Genomic DNA, 15,780 nt, shown 5'->3' with positions numbered 1-15,780 from the left:
GTCGGTGACCCGGGTAGCGTCGTGACGGCGCCGGCCACGAGCAGTTCCCGTGGATCGGAGCCCGTGCCGAGAGGAGCCCCGTGACCACCGACAGCGCCGCGCGTCCCACCACCGCGAGGAGCGAAGGCGGATCGCGTTCGACCACCGCGTACCGCGCCCTGGAGAACGACCTGCGTGCCGCCATCGGCGGGGAGGTCCGGTTCGACGCGGGCAGCCGTGCGATGTGGTCGGCGGACGCCTCGAACTACCGGGGCGTCCCGATCGGCGTGATCGCCCCGCGCGACGCCGCCGACGTCGAGGCCGCCATGGCCGTGTGCCGCGCGCACGACGTCCCGGTCATGCCGGTCGGGTCCCGCACCTCCATCGCGGGCCAGGCCGTCAACACCGCGGTCGCGATGGACTTCCGCACGCACATGGACGCGATCCTGTCCGTGGACCCCGACGCCCGCACCGCGACCGTGCAGCCCGGCGCCGTCTGCGACGCCGTGCGCGACGCCGGCAAGCCGCACGGGCTGACGTTCGGCCCGGACCCGTCGACGCACAACCGCTGCTCGATCGGCGGCATGATCGGCAACAACGCCTGCGGCTCGCACTCGGTGGCCTGGGGCAAGACCGTCGACAACGTCCGCGAGCTGGAGGTCCTCACCTACCGCGGTGAGCGGATCGTCCTCGGCGGCGAGGGCACCGAGACCGGCGCGATCCCGGACGCGCTGCGCGCACTCGGGACGAGGGTCGCCGGCGACGTCGAGAAGCACGTGCCCGAGCTGACCCGGCGGGTGTCGGGCTACAACCTCGACCAGCTCGTGCCGGGGAACGTGAACCTGGCGAAGGCACTGGTCGGCACCGAGGGGACCTGCGCGACGATCCTGTCCGCGACCGTCGACCTGGTCGAGTCCCCGCCCGCCCGTGCGCTGGCCGTGCTCGGCTTCCCGGACGCCTACCATGCCGCGGACAACGTGATGATCGTCCGCGAGCAGAAGCCGCTGACCATCGAGGGCATGGACGCCGGGCTGATCGCCTCGCTGCGGGCGCTGCGCCCCGACGAGACGACCAGCCGGATGCTGCCCGAGGGCAAGGGCTGGCTCTACGTCGAGACCGGCGGCGCCACCCGCGCCGAGGCCGAGGCCGCCGCGCAGGCCGTCGTCGACGCGATGAAGGCCTACACGACCGGCGCCGTCGTCGTCGGTGAGCCGAAGCAGATGGCCGCGCTGTGGAAGGTCCGAGAGGAGGGCGCCGGGCTGCTGACCCGCTCGCCCGAGGGCGGCGAGGCCTGGCCCGGCTGGGAGGACGCCGCCGTCCCGCCGGAGCGCTTCGGCGCCTACCTGCGCGAGTTCGACAAGGTCCTGGAGTCCCACGGCCGCAAGGGCATCTACTACGGCCACTTCGGCGACGGCTGCCTGCACGTGCGGATCGACTTCGACCTGCTCACCAAGCCCGGTGTGCAGAACTTCCGCGACTTCATGATCGCGGCCGCGGACCTCGTCGTCGCGCACGGCGGGTCGCTGTCCGGCGAGCACGGCGACGGCCAGGCCCGCGCCGAGCTTCTCCCGCGGATGTACCCGCCGCAGATCATCACCGCCTTCGAGGACTTCAAGGGGATCTGGGACCCGGACGACCGGATGAACCCGGGTCGCGTCGTGCGCCCGGCGACGATGGACGAGAACCTGCGCGTCCAGCTCGGCATGCCCACCATGCCGGACGAGCCGAAGCTGGCCTTCGGCCACGACCGCGGCAGCTTCCACCGGGCGACCCGGCGCTGCCTGGGTGTCGGCAAGTGCGCCGTCGACACCGGCTCCGGGGTGATGTGCCCCAGCTGGAACGTGACCAAGGAGGAGAAGCACTCCACCCGCGGCCGCGCCCGGCTGCTGTTCGAGATGGCGAACGGCGAGATCATCACCGACGGCTGGCAGTCCGACGAGGTCGCCGAGTCGCTCGACCTGTGCCTGTCCTGCAAGGGCTGCAAGTCCGACTGCCCGGTCGGGGTCGACATGGCCTCGTACAAGACCGAGTTCCTCGCGAACCGCTACCACCGGAAGCTGCGCCCGCGCACGCACTACTCGATGGGTGCGCTCCCGCGCTGGCTGCGCGCGGTCGGGGTGCTGCCGGCCGCGGCCGTCGACGGGCTGAACCGGCTCGCGCAGGTCCCGTTCCTGGCGAAGGTCGCGAAGAAGGCGGGTGGCATCGACGCCCGCCGCGCCATCCCGCCGATCGCCCGGGAGACCTACACCGCCCAGGCCGCCCGCGGGCTGCCCATGTCGACGGTGCCGGACCTCGGTGTTCCGCCCGGCAGCCGCGGCCCGCTGCTGCTGTGGACCGACACCTTCACCGACCACTTCGACCCGGAGATCGCCGCCGATGCCGTCGCGGTGCTGACCGGGCTCGGGTACCGGGTGGAGCTGCCCCCGCGCAACGTCTGCTGCGGCCTGACCTGGACCTCCACCGGCCAGGTCACCGCGGCCCGCCGGGTGCTGGCGCGCAGCCTGCGCGCGATCGGCCCGGCGCTCGACGCCGGGATCCCGGTCGTCGGGCTGGAGCCGTCCTGCACCGCGGCGCTGCGCAGCGACGCCGCCGAGCTCCTGCCCGACGAGCCCCGGGTGAAGGCCCTGAAGAACCAGGTGTCGACCTTCGCCGAGCTGCTGGCCCGGCATGCCGACGAGCTGTCCGCCGTCGCGGGCGAGGGCAACGGCGCGGCGCTGGTGCAGATCCACTGCCACCAGCACGCCGAGCTGGGCTCCCAGCCCGACCGCGCGGTGCTCGCGGCACTCGGCGTCGACGCCACCGTGCTCGACTCCGGCTGCTGCGGTCTGGCCGGCAACTTCGGCTTCGAGGACGGCCACTACGACGTCTCGATGGCGTGTGCCGAGCGGGCCCTGCTGCCCGCGGTCCGGGCCGCCGACGAGTCCGTGGCCCTGCTGGCCGACGGCTACTCCTGCCGCACCCAGGTCCGCCAGGCCGGCGAACGGGAGCCGGTGCACCTGGCCCAGATCGCGTACCGCGCCCTGCGAGGGTGATCGTCGGGAGTGAGGGGCCCGGTGCCGGATCCGGAACCGGACCCCTCACCCGTGGTGATCATGCAGGGCGCCGACGAGGAGGACCCATGTCCGACGACCGACGGGCGCTGGTGCTGGGCGGCGGCGGGCTGACCGGCATCGCCTGGATGTACGGGCTGCTGGCCGGGCTCCTCGCCGACGGCGTCGACCTGCGGGACGCCGACCTCGTCGTCGGGACCTCGGCGGGGTCGGTGGTGGGCGCCAACCTGGCGGTCGGGCGTGACCCGGCCGCGCTCGCGCAGACCCAGCTCGCCCCGCCGTCCGGGGAGATCGCCGCGACCCTCGGGCTGCGGCTCGCGGTCCGCTACGGTCTCGCCGCGCTCGCCGGCCCGCGCGACGCGACCCGGGTGCGGGCCCGGATCGGCCGCCTCGCCCTCGACGCCGAGACGGTGCCGGAGGCGGATCGGATCGCGGTGATCCGGTCCCGGCTGGACGGCGCCGACTGGCCTGCCGACCGGGACCTGCGGGTGACCGCCGTCGACGCCCACACCGGCGCGTTCCGGGCCTTCGGCCGTGACGACGGCGTCGAGCTCGCCACCGCGGTCGCCGCCAGCTGCGCGGTGCCCGGCGTCTGGCCGCCGGTCACGGCCGCGGGCACCCGCTGGATCGACGGCGGGGCCCGCTCGGCCGCCAACGCCGACCTCGCCGCCGGGTACGGCCGGGTCGTCGTCATCGCGCCGCTCTCCCTGGGGCTCGGTGGGGCCGGGACACCGCGGGTGCAGGCCGAGGCGCTCGGCGCGCTGGCCCGGGTCGCCGTCGTCGAGCCCGACCGGCGTTCGCGCCGGGCGTTCGGGCGCAACCCCCTCGACCCGGCCCGCCGCCCCGCGTCGGCGCGGGCCGGCCGGGCGCAGGCGGCGGACGTCGCCGCCGAGGTCGCACGGGTCTGGCGCTGAGCCGGGCCCGCATTCCCGCCAGAGACGGATCCCACGGGCCGGTATGAGCGTGCGCCGGTGCGGGTAGCCGACGGACATGACTGTTCCCACGATCAAGCTGAACGACGGCCGGCAGATCTCGCAGCTGGGTTTCGGTGTCTTCCAGATCGAGCCCGGTGACACCGCGGACAAGGTCAAGGCGGCCCTGGACCTCGGCTACCGGCACATCGACACCGCGCAGATGTACGGCAACGAGGAGGGCGTCAGCAAGGCCGTCGCCGACTCTGGCATCCCGCGCGACGAGCTGTGGATCACCACCAAGCTGAACAACGACGGGCACAGCCGCGAGGCCGCGGTCCGCAAGCTCGACGAGAGCCTCACCAAGCTCGGCCTCGACCACGTGGACCTCTACCTGATCCACTGGCCGCAGCCGAAGCAGGACCGCTACGTCGAGACCTGGCAGGGCCTCGAGGACGCGCAGAAGGCGGGCAAGGCGCTGTCCATCGGCGTCTCGAACTTCCAGACCGACCACCTCGACCGGCTGGCGAAGGAGACCTCCACGGTCCCGGCGGTCAACCAGATCGAGTTCCACCCGCGCCTGGTGCAGCGCGAGCTGCGCGAGTACCTCCAGCAGCACGACATCGCGCTGGAGGCGTGGAGCCCGATCGGCCAGGGCAAGGGACTGCTCGAGGCGCCCGAGCTGACGGAGATCGCCCAGCGGGTCGGCAAGTCGGCCGCGCAGGTCGTGCTCCGCTGGCACATCCAGCTCGGGAACATCGTGTTCCCGAAGTCGAACAACCCGGAGCGCATCAAGGAGAACTTCGAGATCTTCGACTTCGCGCTGAGCGAGGACGACATCGCCGCGGTGGAGAAGCTCCACACCGGCAAGCGCATCGGCCCGGACCCCGACGACTTCGGCTGATCCGCGCCCCGCGACACCACGGCCCGGCACCCTCGCGCAGGGGCGCCGGGCCGTCGTCGTGACGGGGAGGGTGACGCGTGTCACTCCGGATGTTTCCGGTGGGCACGGCGCCGGTCGTCACCCGACGGGGGCCCGCCCCGGGGCGACCCGGTGGACGTGGGCGCACACGTCCGTACGGTGGGGACGATGTTGGCGATCACCGAGAACGCCGCCGAGGCGATCAAGACCCTGAGCACCGACGCCGAGCTGCCCGAGGACGGGGGCCTGCGCATCTCCGCGCCGGACCCGGCGCAGGGGCTGGAGCTGGCCCTCGCGCAGGCGGGCGACGCGCAGGACACCGTGCTGCGAGGGGAGGGCATCACCGTCTTCCTCGAGCCGGCCGCGGCCCAGCTGCTGGACGACAAGGTCCTCGACGTCCAGCCCGTGGCGACCGAGCAGGGCGAGCAGGAGCTGCGCTTCGCAATCGTCGAGCAGCCCGATGCTGCGGACGCCCCGCAGGCCTGACCCCACCCCGACCGCGCGTCGTGGCCCCACCGGACACCGGTGGGGCCACGGTCGTCCCGGAGCGACTCAGAGTTCGGTGACGGTCCCGTCGCGCACGTCCCAGCGGCGGGTGGCGCGCACCGTGTCGAGCATCCGCCGGTCGTGGGTCACCAGCAGGACGGTCCCGTCGAACTCCTCGACCGCCCGTTCCAGCTGCTCGATGGCGGGCAGGTCGAGGTGGTTGGTCGGCTCGTCGAGCACCAGCAGGTTCACCCCGCGTGCCTGGAGCAGCGCCAGCGCGGCGCGGGTCCGCTCACCGGGCGACAGCGACGCCGCCGTCCGCAGCACCTGGTCGGCGCCCAGGGAGAACTTCGCGAGCAGCGTCCGCACCTCGGACTCCGGCCAGTCCGGCACCTGCTCGCCGAAGGCGCGCAGCAGCGTCGCCTCCCCGAGGAAGGCCCCGCGGGCCTGGTCGATCTCGCCGACCAGCACCCCCGAGCCGAGACCGGCCGAACCCGAGTCCGGGGTGATCCGCCCCAGCAACAGCCCGAGCAGCGTCGACTTGCCCGCCCCGTTCGCACCGGTGACGACGACCCGGTCCGCCCAGCCCACCTGCACGGTGGCCGGGCCGAACGCGAAGTCACCGCGGCGCACGGCGGCGGCGTCGGCCCGCGCGACGACCGACCCGGACCGGGGCGCGGAGGCGATCTCCATCCGCAGCTCCCACTCCTTGCGGGGCTCCTCCACCACCTCCAGCCGCTCGATCGCCCGCTCGGTCTGCCGGGCCTTCGCGGCCTGCTTCTCGCTGGACTCCTGGCGCTGCGCGCGGACGTTCTTGTCCGGGTCCTTCGTCTTGCGCCGGGCGTTGCGCACGCCCTGGGCCATCCAGTTGCGCTGCATGACGGCGCGCTGCTGGAGGGACCCGAGCTTCCCTGCGTACTCCTCGTAGTCCTCGCGGGCGTGCCGCCGGGCCACCTCGCGCTCGGCGAGGTAGGACTCGTAACCGCCGTCGTAGACGTCGATCCGCTGCTGGACCAGGTCCAGCTCGACGATCCGGTTCACCGTGCGTGCCAGGAACTCCCGGTCGTGGCTGACCAGCACGGTCGGCGTGCCCTGCCGGGCGAGGCCGCCCACGAACCGCTCCAGCCGCTCCAGGCCGTCGAGGTCGAGGTCGTTGGTGGGCTCGTCGAGGAGCAGCAGGTCGTAGCGGGACAGCAGCAGCGCGGCGAGGTTCGCCCGCGCCGCCTGCCCACCGGACAGCCCGGTCATCGGGGCGTCCGGACCGACGGCCAGGCCCACCTCGCGCAGCACCTCCCCGGAGCGCTCGTCGAGGTCGGCGCCACCGAGGGCCAGCCAGCGGTCCAGCGCGGCGGCGTAGCGGTCGTCGGCGCCGGGGGTGCCCGACGCCAGCCCCTCCGCCTCGGCGTCCATCGTCGCCTGCGCGTCGGCGACGCCGGTCCGGCGCGCCAGGAACCCGGCGACCGTCTCCCCAGGACGCCGGTCGGGCTCCTGCGGCAGGTGCCCGACGGTCGCGTCGGGCGGGGCCAGCGTCAGCGACCCGTCGTCCGCGGGCCGCGAGCCGGCCAGCACCGTCAGCAGGGTGGACTTGCCGGCGCCGTTGGCACCGACCAGCCCGATGACGTCGCCGGGTGCGACGACGAGGTCCAGCCCGGAGAACAGGGGGCGGTCGCCGTGGCCCGCGGCCAGGCCCGTCACGTGAAGGGTCGCGCTCATGTCGAGCGCAGACGCTACCCCTACAGGTTCGCCCCGAAGAGGCGGTGCAGGGCCTCCCAGTGCCGCTGCTCGGCGTCGTCGTCGTGGGTGGGGGCGTCCGGCACCGCGAAACCGTGCGCGGCCGGGTAGGTCTCCAGGGTCGCCGACACCCCGGCGGCGGAGAACGCGTCGGCGAGGCGCTGCTTCTGCTCGTCGGGGAAGGAGGAGTCGTCGGTCGCGCCGGCCACGTACACCTCGGCCCGGATGCGGTCGGCGAGTCGGTGCACGCTGGTCGGGTCGTCGGTGGCGAGGTTGCCGCCGTGGAACGACGCCGCGGCCGCGACCCGCTCCGGCTGGGTCGCCGCGGTGCGCAGGCTCATCACCCCGCCCATGCAGTAGCCGGTGGTGCCGACCGCCCTGCCGTGGACCTCGGGGCGCGCCAGCAGCGCGGTCACCCAGGCCTCGGCGTCGACCGCCACGAGCTCGGGCGTCAGCGACCGCACCATGCCCATCAGCCGTTCCCGCTCGGGCTGGTCGGAGAACACGGTGGCGAAGTCGAACGGGGCCCAGTCGCCGTGCCGGTGGTAGACGTCGGGCAGCAGCACCGCGTAGCCCAGCGACGCCAGGTGTGCGGCCATGTCGTGGATGGCCGGCCGGACACCGCCGGCGTCGGGGTAGAGGAGCACGCCCGGCCACGGGCCGTCGCCGTCGGGGGTGTGCAGGACGGCGGCGGCGTCGCCGTCGGGGGTGCTGATCGTGAAGTCGGTGCGTGGCACGTCTCCGGCCTCCCGGGGGTGAGCGACGGGTCGACCCCGTTCTACGCCCCCGTTCTACGCCCGGCGAACCGCGTCCCGCCGGGGCGCGACGCGGTTCGGGCGGTACGTACCGGATCAGGTCCCCGGGCGGCGCGGTCCTGGTCGCCCGGGACCCGCGGTGTTCCGGCCTGCCGGGCTCGGACACGGTCCCTCCCCATCGACGGACTTCTGCGCCTGCGTCACGGTAGGGCCCTCGTGGGGCGATTTCACCGGTTCCGGCCGGATCGGTACCGGCCTGGTGCGGACCGCGGTCACCGCGCCGGTACCGTCGTCGCGAGGGGTGATGGGGTGAACGGCTCGACCGCGCAGGCGCGCGTCCTCGTCGACGAGCTGGCGCGAGCCGGTGTCACCGACGCGGTCCTGTGCCCCGGATCCCGCAACGCACCACCCGCGTTCGCGCTGGCCCGGGCCGACGCGTGCGGCACGGTCCGGCTGCACGTGCGCATCGACGAGCGTGCCGCGGGCTTCCTCGCGCTCGGCCTGTCGCTGGCGTCGGGCCGCCCGGTCCCGGTCGTCGTCACGTCCGGGACGGCGGTGGCGAACCTGCACCCCGCGGTGCTGGAGGCGTCGCACTCGGGGGTCCCGCTGCTGGTCCTGACCGCGGACCGGCCGCCGGAGCTGGTCGGCACCGGCGCCAGCCAGACCGTGGACCAGTCCGGTCTGTACGGCGGTGCGGTGCGCTGGGCCGGCGCGCTGCCGGTGCCGCTGGGCAGCACCGAGCCGGAGGCGCGGCGCTGGCGCGCGGTCGTCGCGCGGATGCTCGCCGCGGCCACCGGTGCCGGCGCGGGTGCCCCCGGCCCGGTGCACCTGGACCTGCCCTACACCGACCCGCTCGTGCCCGACGACGACCCGGCCGGGCCGGGCACCGGGCAGCACGACGCCGGTCCGCCGGGCGCGGACCTGCCCGCCGGGCGCCCCGGTGGCGCGCCGTGGACCGCGGTGTCCCGCCCGGTCCGCACGCTGCCGCCGCTGGAACTGGACCCTGGGGCGCGCACGCTCGTCGTCGCCGGGGCGGGCGGGCCCGCGCCGGACCCCGCGCTGCTCGGCGGGGCCCCGCTGGTCGCGGAGCCGTCCTCGCGCTGGTGGCCGCACGCGCTGCGCACCGGCCCGTGGCTGCTCGGCCGCCCCGGGCTGCGCCCCGCCCAGGTCGTCGTGCTCGGCAGGCCCACCCTGCACCGGGGGGTCGCCGCGCTGCTGGCCGACCCGTCGGTGGCGGTGTTCGCCGACCCCGGCCCGGACGGCGCTCCCTGGACCGACGTCGCCGGCACGGTCCGGGCCGTCGGCGCGCTGCCCGCGCTGTCCCCGCCCGAGGACTGGGTGCGGTCCTGGCGCGACGCGGACCAGGTCGCGGCCACGTCCCTCGACGCCGCGCTCGACGACGGCACCGCCGCGGGTGCGCCCGGCCTGCGGCTGGCCCGCGACCTGGTCGCCGCCCAGCCCGACGGCGGGCAGCTCGTCCTCGGCTCGTCGAACCCGGTGCGCGACGTCGCGTTGGCCGCCGTGCCCCGCCCCGGGCTCACCGTGCGGTCCAACCGCGGCGTCGCGGGCATCGACGGGACGGTGTCGACGGCCCTCGGCGCCGCGCTCGCGCACCCGGGCCCGACGGCGCTGCTGCTCGGCGACCTCACGCTGCTGCACGACACCACCGGGCTGGTCGTCGGACCGGGGGAGCCGTCCCCGGACCTGACCGTCACCGTCCTCGACGACGACGGCGGCGGCATCTTCCACCTGCTCGAACAGGGCGGCCCGGCGCACGCCCACGCCTTCGAGCGGGTCTTCGGCACGCCGACCGGGGTGGACGTCGTCGCGCTGGCCCGGGCGGCGGGCTGGGCGGCGACCGACTGGGGCGGCGACGCATGCGAACTCGCGGCCCGGCCGGGTTCGGGACGGCGGCTGGTCCGGGTCGCGGCGCGCCGCGACGGGCTGCGCGACGCGCACGCCGGGCTCCGCCGCACGCTCGCCGCAGCGCTCGACTGAGCCCTCCGGGCCCGCGGTTGCGGCCGGTCGGGGCTCAGCCCTCCAGGGACTCGCGGACCGCGCGCATCTTGGCGGCGGCCTCGCGCACCTCGCCGTCGGGATCGGAGTCGGCGACGATCCCGCACCCGGCGAACAGCCGTGCCGTGCGTCCCTGCAGCTCCGCGCAGCGCAGCGCGATGCCCATCTCGCCGGTGCCCTCGGCGTCGACCCAGCCGACCGGGCCCGCGTAGCGGCCGCGGTCGAGACCCTCGATCTCGGAGATCAGCGCCGTCGCGTCCGGGGTCGGGGTGCCGCCGACGGCGGCGGTCGGGTGCACGGCGCCGACCAGTGTCAGCAGCGACGCGGGCCGGGACGGGTCGAGGCGGGCGTGCACGTCGCTGGACAGGTGCGAGACGTTCGGGAGGGTGAGCACCGTCGGCGCGTCCGGTACGTGCAGCTCGGCCACCAGCGGGCGCAGCGACTCGGCGAGGGAGTCCACGGCGTAGGTGTGCTCGCGGCGGTCCTTCGACGAGCCGATCAGCGCGCCCGCGGTGTCGGCGTCCGGTCCGGACCCGGGCCACATCGTGCCGGCCAGCACCCGCGACTCCACGGTGCGCCCGCGCAGCCGCAGCAGCAGCTCGGGGGTGGCACCGACCAGGCCGTCGACCGCGTAGCTCCAGCACGTCGGGTAGCGCCGGGCCAGCCCGCGGAGCAGGAACCGTGGATCCAGCGGGCGGTCGGCGACGGCGAGCAGGTCGTGCGCGAGCACCACCTTCTCCAGCTCCCCGTCGCGCATCCGCCCGACCGCCGAGGCGACGGCGGCCCGGTACCGGTGCGCGGAGACCTGGCCGTCGGCGTAGCGCAGCCGTCCGCTGGGACGCACCGGCGACGGGACCGGCAGCCTGCCGGGAGTCTCCGGGGCGTCGGCGGTGGTGATCTCGGTGATCCAGGCGCGGTGCCCGCGCCGTCCCACGATCACCCGCGGGACGACGAGCACCGAGCCCGGGCAGCCGTCGGCGAAGGTGAACGAGGCGAACGCGAGGGCGCCGGTGCCGGGGAGGCGGACGTCGTCGTAGCCGGCGCCGGCGTCGAGCCGGTCGACCACACGGCGCCACCAGCGGTCGGCCTCGGCGAAGCGCTCGGGCCCCGACGCGGTGAACCGGGCGACCTCGCCCCAGCCGACCACGCCCTCGCCGTCGCGCACCCAGGACAGCGCCCCGGCGTCGGCGGGCAGCGCGTCCAGCAGCCGCCCGTCGAGTCGCAGGGGGCGTGTCCGGACGCGCAACGCGGTGCTGGCCGGTGCGACGGTCACCCTTCGAGAGTAGGCAACCTCCGCCCGGGAGGCTGGCGTGAGGGGGCGAGGCACCGGACACACCCGAGTGCCGGGGCGCTCCTAGAATCGGGTCCCGTGACCAGTCCGAGCGGCCGTCCCACCGGCGATGTGCTGACCGAGACCTCGGCCGTCGCGGCCCGGCTGCTCCGCCGGACGCGGTACCACCTGCCCGAGATCGTCCTGGTCGTCGCGCTGGTGTGGACGCTGGTCGCGCTGGTGGCGCTGGGCGGCGCGTTCCTGGAGGACGCGGCGATCGACGGCAACCGCGGCACCACCGCCGCGACCGTCCTGCCGGGCTCGGACTACTGGCGCACCCTGGTCAGCTTCGTCGACGACGAGGGCCGGCTGCAGACCCCGGCCGCGGGCATCTCCTACCCGGTCGGGCTCACCCCGGGCGAGAACATCTACGTGGAGTACGACACCGCCGACCCGACGCACGTGCGTGTCGCGGGTCGCACCGCCGTCGACGGGATCCTCCCGATCGCCGGGCTGATCGCGGGCGGCTGGGTCCTCCTCGGGCCGCTGTACGTGTGGCTGCGCCGCCGCCGGGCCCGCACCGGCACCGTCTGAGGCCGCCGGCCCGACCCGGCCCGCGCCGCCCGACTGTGTCGGGCGGTGGGCGGCGATGTCGTGCTTCAGCCCCGCCAGAGCGCCCCGACCTCGGCGACGACCTGCGGCGCCACGACGAGCAGCCCGCCCTCGGGCAGCGGCGTCGACCGGCCGTCGCGGCCCAGCACCAGCGCGCCGGCCTCGGTGGCCAGGCAGAGCGCCCCGGCGATGTCCCACTCGTGGTAGCGGGTCAGCACCGCGGCGACGGCGTTGCCGAGCGCGACCTGGGTGATCGCCAGCGCGGCGGAGCCGAGCACCCGCACGCCGACGTGCGCGGCGCGGGCGCGCTCGACGAACCCGGGCTCGGGATCCTCGGCGCAGATGAGCGACCCGGCGACCCGGGCGGTGCGCCGCTCCGGCACCGGCACGCCGTTGGCCCGGAAGCCGCGCCCGCGGGCGGCGGCGTAGATCTGCCCCCGGCCAGGGTCGGCGACGACGCCCACGGCCGGGCCGTCGCGGTCGACCAGGGCCAGGCTGTAGGCGCACCAGGGCAGGCCCGCGACGTAGTTCGCGGTCCCGTCGACCGGGTCGACGACCCAGCGCAGCGGCGCGGTGTCGGCACCGGCGTCGGCGCCGAACTCCTCGCCGACGACCGGGCAGCCGGGGAACTCCGCGGCCAGCACCCGGCGGGTGTGCCGCTCCAGGGTGCGGTCGGTGTCGGTGACCCAGTCGAAGGGGTTGGCCTTGGCGGAGGCGTCGAGGGAACCGGTGTGCTCGCGACCCAGCGTCGCGGTGATCACCTCGGCGGCGTCGTTGGCCAGCCGGCCCGCGGTCTCGAGGGCACGGGAGAGCAGTGCCGGGTCCACCGGCCGGGGGGACGGCACCAGGGGTGGCACCGTGTGTGGCGGGGTGTGGGGCACGGCCGTCATGCGACCCGAGTGTCCGGGCGGGTGATGTCCCGGCGACGACGCGCGGGTGTCCACCTTGTGCCGGACGCGCCAACTCGTGACCCGCCCACCCGATGTTCTCCCAGGGTTGGGTGGTTGATCACGCCAGGGACCCGACCCGCTGTCCCGACCCCGTCACCGTTCCGGCCGTGCGCGTCGCAATCGTCTCGGAATGCTTCCTGCCGGTGGTCAACGGCGTCACCAACTCGGTGCTGCGGGTGTGCGAGCACCTGCGGGCAGGGGGTCACGACGTCGTGGTGATCGCGCCGGGTACCGGCGAGCCGGACTCCCACGAGGGGATCCCGGTCGTGCGGATCCCGGCCGTCGAGCTGCCGGTGGTGAACTCGATGCCGGTCGGTGTGCCCAGCAGGCGGATCCTGACCGCGCTGCGCCGGTTCCGGCCCGACGTGGTGCACCTGGCGGCGCCGTTCGTCGTCGGGGCGCGGGGGCTGGCGGCGGCGCGGCGCCTCGGCGTGCCGACGGTCGCGATCTACCAGACCGACGTCGCCGGGTTCGCCTCCGCCTACGGGCTCGGGCTGACCGCGCGGGCCGCGTGGCGCTGGACCTGCCGGCTGCACGGCATGGCCGACCGGACCCTCGCACCGTCGAGCTGGGCGACCGGGGCGCTGCGCGAGCGCGGTGTCCCGCGGGTGCACCAGTGGGCGCGCGGCGTCGACACCCGCCGGTTCACCCCGTCGCGGCGCAGCGACGCACTGCGCGGCCGGCTGGCCCCGAACGGCGAGCGGCTCATCGGGTTCGTCGGCCGCCTCGCCCCGGAGAAGCAGGTCGAGCGGCTCGCCGTGCTGGGTGAGCTGCCCGGGACGCGGCTGGTCGTCGTCGGCGACGGCCCCAGCGCCGACGGGTTGCGCGAGCGGCTGCCGTCGGCGGCGTTCCTCGGGCACCGCGGCGGCGACGAGCTCGCGCAGATCTACGCGAGCCTCGACGTATTCGTCCACACCGGACAGGCCGAGACGTTCTGCCAGGCCGTGCAGGAGGCGCTCGCCTCGGGCGTCCCGGTCGTGGCACCCGACGCGGGCGGCCCGCGCGACCTCGTGCTGCCCGACCGCACCGGCTACCTCGTGGCGCCCCGTCCGGACGGCGGAGCGCCCGGCGACCCGGCCACCGACGCCGCCGACCGTGAGCTGGTCGCCGCGGTCGCGGCGCTGTGCGAGCCGCAGCGCAACCGGGAGTTCGGCCTGGCCGCCCGCCAGTCGGTGCTGCGCCGCACCTGGACCGCGGTCGGCGACGAGCTGCTCGCCCACTACGGCGAGGTGCTCCGCGCTGCGGCGCCGGAGCGCGTCGCGGCCTGATCGTCGCGGCCTGATCGTTCTCAGCCTGATCGTTCTTAGAGGTCGCGCGGATTGATGGATGATCATGGGCGGCGGTGTGGTCGGCTGTCCCAGCGGTGCGTGGTCCAGGCCTGCCGGATCAGGCTACGGAGTGTGATGATGGTGTCGGCGAGGTCGAAGAACGCGTCGACGACGGTTTCGCGGCGTTCGTAGCAGCGCTGCAGCCGGTTGAAGCTGTTGTGCCAGGCGTTGGTGCGCTCGATGTGCCAGCGTTGGGTGGCCTGGATCGGTGCTTTCTCGCCCTTGCGCGCGATCTCGCTGTGCAGGCCCCGTTCGGTGAGTGTGTCGCGGGTCTTACCGGAGTCATAGCCGGCGTCGAGGTGCACGGTGATGTCGTCGGGCAGCGGGCCGAGAGCGTCGAGGTGGTCGAGAGTGGGGCCCAGTAGCGGGGAGTCGTGGCGGTGTGCCCCGGCCAGGACCCGGCCCAGTGGGATGCCATGGCCCTCGACGAGCACCGATCGCTTCATGCCCTGTTTACGCCGGTCAACCGGTGACGGTCCGGCGACCTCACCGCCGCCGGGGGCCTTGGTGATGGCGCCGTCGACGGCAACGTCGTCAAGCAACAGGCCGACGATGCGGTCGTAGGCGTCCAGGGCGATCCGGCGTAGCTGGGCGAAGACCCCGAGCCGGATCCACTCGTCACGGCGATCGCGGATGGTGGTCGCCGAGCAGGTGCTGTCGGAGACGCCCTGATACGGGCAGCCGAACCGCAGCACCTGCAGGAGCTTGTCGAACACGACCCGATCCGCGATCCGGCGGCGGTGACAGCCCCACGGATGAGTGGGATCGAACTCGACCCGGGGCGGCAGCAGCGCGGCGAACTGGTCCCACAACGGCTCGGTCAACCATGATGGCAGGGCGGGCACGCGGCCTCCAGACGATCACGAAGAGTCAACAACTTCATGATCGACAGGCCCGTGCCCGCCCCTCACCATCGACACCCGGCCGCGACCCAGCTGTGATCAATCCGCGCGACCTCTAAGCTGTGTCCGTGTCCCGCGCCGAGCTCGACAAGAACCCGACCGACGTCGCCCGCATGTTCGACGGCGTCGCCCGGCGCTACGACCTGACCAACACCGCGCTGTCGGGCGGCCAGGACCGCTACTGGCGGATCCAGACCCGCCGTGCCCTCGGGCTCCGCCCGGGAGAGAAGGTCCTCGACCTCGCCGCGGGCACCGCGGTCTCGACCGTCGAGCTGGCGAAGGACGGTGCCTGGTGCGTCGCCGCGGACTTCTCCCTCGGCATGCTGCGGGCCGGTGCCCGCCGGGACGTCCCGAAGGCCGCCGCCGACGCGCTGCACCTGCCCTTCGCCGACGGCAGCTTCGACGCCGTGACCATCTCTTTCGGCCTGCGCAACGTGAACGACACCGTCGCCGGCCTGCACGAGATGGCCCGCGTGACCCGCCCCGGAGGCCGCCTGGTCGTCTGCGAGTTCTCGACGCCGACCTGGGCCCCCTTCCGCGTGCTCTACCAGAACGCGGTCCTCGGTCACGCCCTCCCGGCGATCGCCCGGACGGTCTCGTCGAACCCCGAGGCCTACCTGTACCTGGCCGAGTCGATCCGGGACTGGCCCGACCAGCCCTCGCTCGCCGCCAAGATCGCCGACGCAGGCTGGGAGCGCCCCGCCTGGCGGAACCTGACCTTCGGAGCCGTCGCGCTGCACCGGGCGTACAAGCCGGCCTGACCCCGCCGGTCCTGCCCGCCGTTTCGCCCCGCCCCGCCCCGCCGTTTCGCCCCGTCTCGCCCCGCCCCGCCCCGCCGCGCCGTTCCCGCTCCGCCTCGCCGTCCCGC

At 75.0% G+C, this 15,780-nt stretch carries 13 protein-coding genes; 8 read left to right on the top strand and 5 right to left on the bottom strand.

Annotation, left to right across the window (positions count from 1 at the left end; translation table 11 throughout):
* The first annotated feature begins 80 nt into the window (after nucleotides 1–80).
* The 4 genes from Ae717Ps2_RS23780 to Ae717Ps2_RS23765 all read left to right on the top strand — a co-directional run bounded on the left by Ae717Ps2_RS23780 (nucleotide 81) and on the right by Ae717Ps2_RS23765 (nucleotide 5,348).
* Nucleotides 81–3,011, top strand: a complete 2,931-nt coding sequence (locus tag Ae717Ps2_RS23780) for an FAD-binding and (Fe-S)-binding domain-containing protein (RefSeq protein ID WP_233147669.1) — start codon at nucleotides 81–83, stop codon at nucleotides 3,009–3,011.
* Between the two features lie 86 nt (nucleotides 3,012–3,097).
* Nucleotides 3,098–3,943 carry a patatin-like phospholipase family protein gene (locus tag Ae717Ps2_RS23775; protein WP_075310018.1) on the top strand — a complete coding sequence of 282 codons (846 nt, stop codon included), beginning with the start codon at nucleotides 3,098–3,100 and terminating at the stop codon, nucleotides 3,941–3,943.
* 76 nt (nucleotides 3,944–4,019) lie between these two features.
* The gene (locus Ae717Ps2_RS23770) at nucleotides 4,020–4,844 is read left to right on the top strand and encodes an aldo/keto reductase (protein WP_075333915.1); all 825 of its coding nucleotides are present in this window, start codon (nucleotides 4,020–4,022) and stop codon (nucleotides 4,842–4,844) included.
* A gap of 186 nt (nucleotides 4,845–5,030) precedes the next feature.
* Nucleotides 5,031–5,348 (top strand): adhesin, encoded by a 318-nt coding sequence (locus Ae717Ps2_RS23765; RefSeq protein ID WP_043279789.1) that lies wholly within the window; start codon nucleotides 5,031–5,033, stop codon nucleotides 5,346–5,348.
* Nucleotides 5,349–5,414: 66 nt separating this feature from the next.
* Here the strand turns inward: Ae717Ps2_RS23765 and Ae717Ps2_RS23760 are convergent, their stop codons facing one another.
* Together Ae717Ps2_RS23760 and Ae717Ps2_RS23755 are read right to left on the bottom strand one after the other, a co-directional pair.
* Nucleotides 5,415–7,061, bottom strand: a complete 1,647-nt coding sequence (locus tag Ae717Ps2_RS23760; protein WP_075310022.1) for an ABC-F family ATP-binding cassette domain-containing protein — start codon at nucleotides 7,059–7,061, stop codon at nucleotides 5,415–5,417.
* Nucleotides 7,062–7,081: 20 nt separating this feature from the next.
* Entirely contained in the window at nucleotides 7,082–7,816 is a 735-nt protein-coding gene (locus Ae717Ps2_RS23755) for a dienelactone hydrolase family protein (protein ID WP_075333914.1), read from the bottom strand.
* Nucleotides 7,817–8,143: 327 nt separating this feature from the next.
* On the opposite strand from Ae717Ps2_RS23755, the gene menD reads away from it, so the two are divergent.
* Nucleotides 8,144–9,832: a 2-succinyl-5-enolpyruvyl-6-hydroxy-3-cyclohexene-1-carboxylic-acid synthase gene (gene menD / locus Ae717Ps2_RS23750; protein WP_075310026.1), complete on the top strand. Its 1,689-nt coding sequence runs from the start codon at nucleotides 8,144–8,146 to the stop codon at nucleotides 9,830–9,832.
* A gap of 34 nt (nucleotides 9,833–9,866) precedes the next feature.
* Here menD and Ae717Ps2_RS23745 read toward each other — a convergent pair whose 3' ends face one another.
* Entirely contained in the window at nucleotides 9,867–11,123 is a 1,257-nt protein-coding gene (locus Ae717Ps2_RS23745; RefSeq protein WP_083695299.1) for an isochorismate synthase MenF, read from the bottom strand.
* A gap of 96 nt (nucleotides 11,124–11,219) precedes the next feature.
* Between Ae717Ps2_RS23745 and Ae717Ps2_RS23740 the strand changes: the two genes are divergently transcribed.
* Entirely contained in the window at nucleotides 11,220–11,714 is a 495-nt protein-coding gene (locus Ae717Ps2_RS23740; protein ID WP_139318916.1) for a DUF3592 domain-containing protein, read from the top strand.
* Nucleotides 11,715–11,779: 65 nt separating this feature from the next.
* On the opposite strand, the gene Ae717Ps2_RS23735 is transcribed toward Ae717Ps2_RS23740, so the two are convergent.
* Nucleotides 11,780–12,622 carry an inositol monophosphatase family protein gene (locus Ae717Ps2_RS23735; protein WP_075310028.1) on the bottom strand — a complete coding sequence of 281 codons (843 nt, stop codon included), beginning with the start codon at nucleotides 12,620–12,622 and terminating at the stop codon, nucleotides 11,780–11,782.
* A 167-nt stretch (nucleotides 12,623–12,789) separates the two neighbouring features.
* Between Ae717Ps2_RS23735 and Ae717Ps2_RS23730 the strand changes: the two genes are divergently transcribed.
* On the top strand, nucleotides 12,790–13,950 hold the full coding sequence (locus Ae717Ps2_RS23730) for a glycosyltransferase family 1 protein (protein ID WP_020622122.1): 1,161 nt from the start codon (nucleotides 12,790–12,792) through the stop codon (nucleotides 13,948–13,950).
* A 62-nt stretch (nucleotides 13,951–14,012) separates the two neighbouring features.
* On the opposite strand, the gene Ae717Ps2_RS23725 is transcribed toward Ae717Ps2_RS23730, so the two are convergent.
* Nucleotides 14,013–14,855, bottom strand: coding sequence for an IS5 family transposase (locus Ae717Ps2_RS23725; protein ID WP_075329730.1), 843 nt, complete (start codon nucleotides 14,853–14,855; stop codon nucleotides 14,013–14,015).
* Between the two features lie 125 nt (nucleotides 14,856–14,980).
* Here Ae717Ps2_RS23725 and Ae717Ps2_RS23720 point away from each other — a divergent pair, with 125 nt between their 5' ends.
* On the top strand, nucleotides 14,981–15,673 hold the full coding sequence (locus Ae717Ps2_RS23720; protein WP_075312763.1) for a demethylmenaquinone methyltransferase: 693 nt from the start codon (nucleotides 14,981–14,983) through the stop codon (nucleotides 15,671–15,673).
* Nucleotides 15,674–15,780: the final 107 nt, after the last annotated feature.

Source organism: Pseudonocardia sp. Ae717_Ps2 (assembly GCF_001932475.1).
In the GTDB taxonomy this organism is placed as follows: Bacteria; Actinomycetota; Actinomycetes; order Mycobacteriales; family Pseudonocardiaceae; genus Pseudonocardia.
Note: the sequence above shows the minus strand (reverse complement) of the source record. Positions and strands in the feature narration are given on the sequence as shown.

Coding starts and splice junctions, on each gene's coding strand:
- Ae717Ps2_RS23775 (WP_075310018.1), top strand. CDS start 3,098: ATGTCCGACGACCGACGGGCGCTGGTGCTGGGCGGCGGCGGGCTGACC.
- Ae717Ps2_RS23770 (WP_075333915.1), top strand. CDS start 4,020: ATGACTGTTCCCACGATCAAGCTGAACGACGGCCGGCAGATCTCGCAG.
- Ae717Ps2_RS23765 (WP_043279789.1), top strand. CDS start 5,031: ATGTTGGCGATCACCGAGAACGCCGCCGAGGCGATCAAGACCCTGAGC.
- Ae717Ps2_RS23760 (WP_075310022.1), bottom strand. CDS start 7,061: ATGAGCGCGACCCTTCACGTGACGGGCCTGGCCGCGGGCCACGGCGAC.
- Ae717Ps2_RS23735 (WP_075310028.1), bottom strand. CDS start 12,622: ATGACGGCCGTGCCCCACACCCCGCCACACACGGTGCCACCCCTGGTG.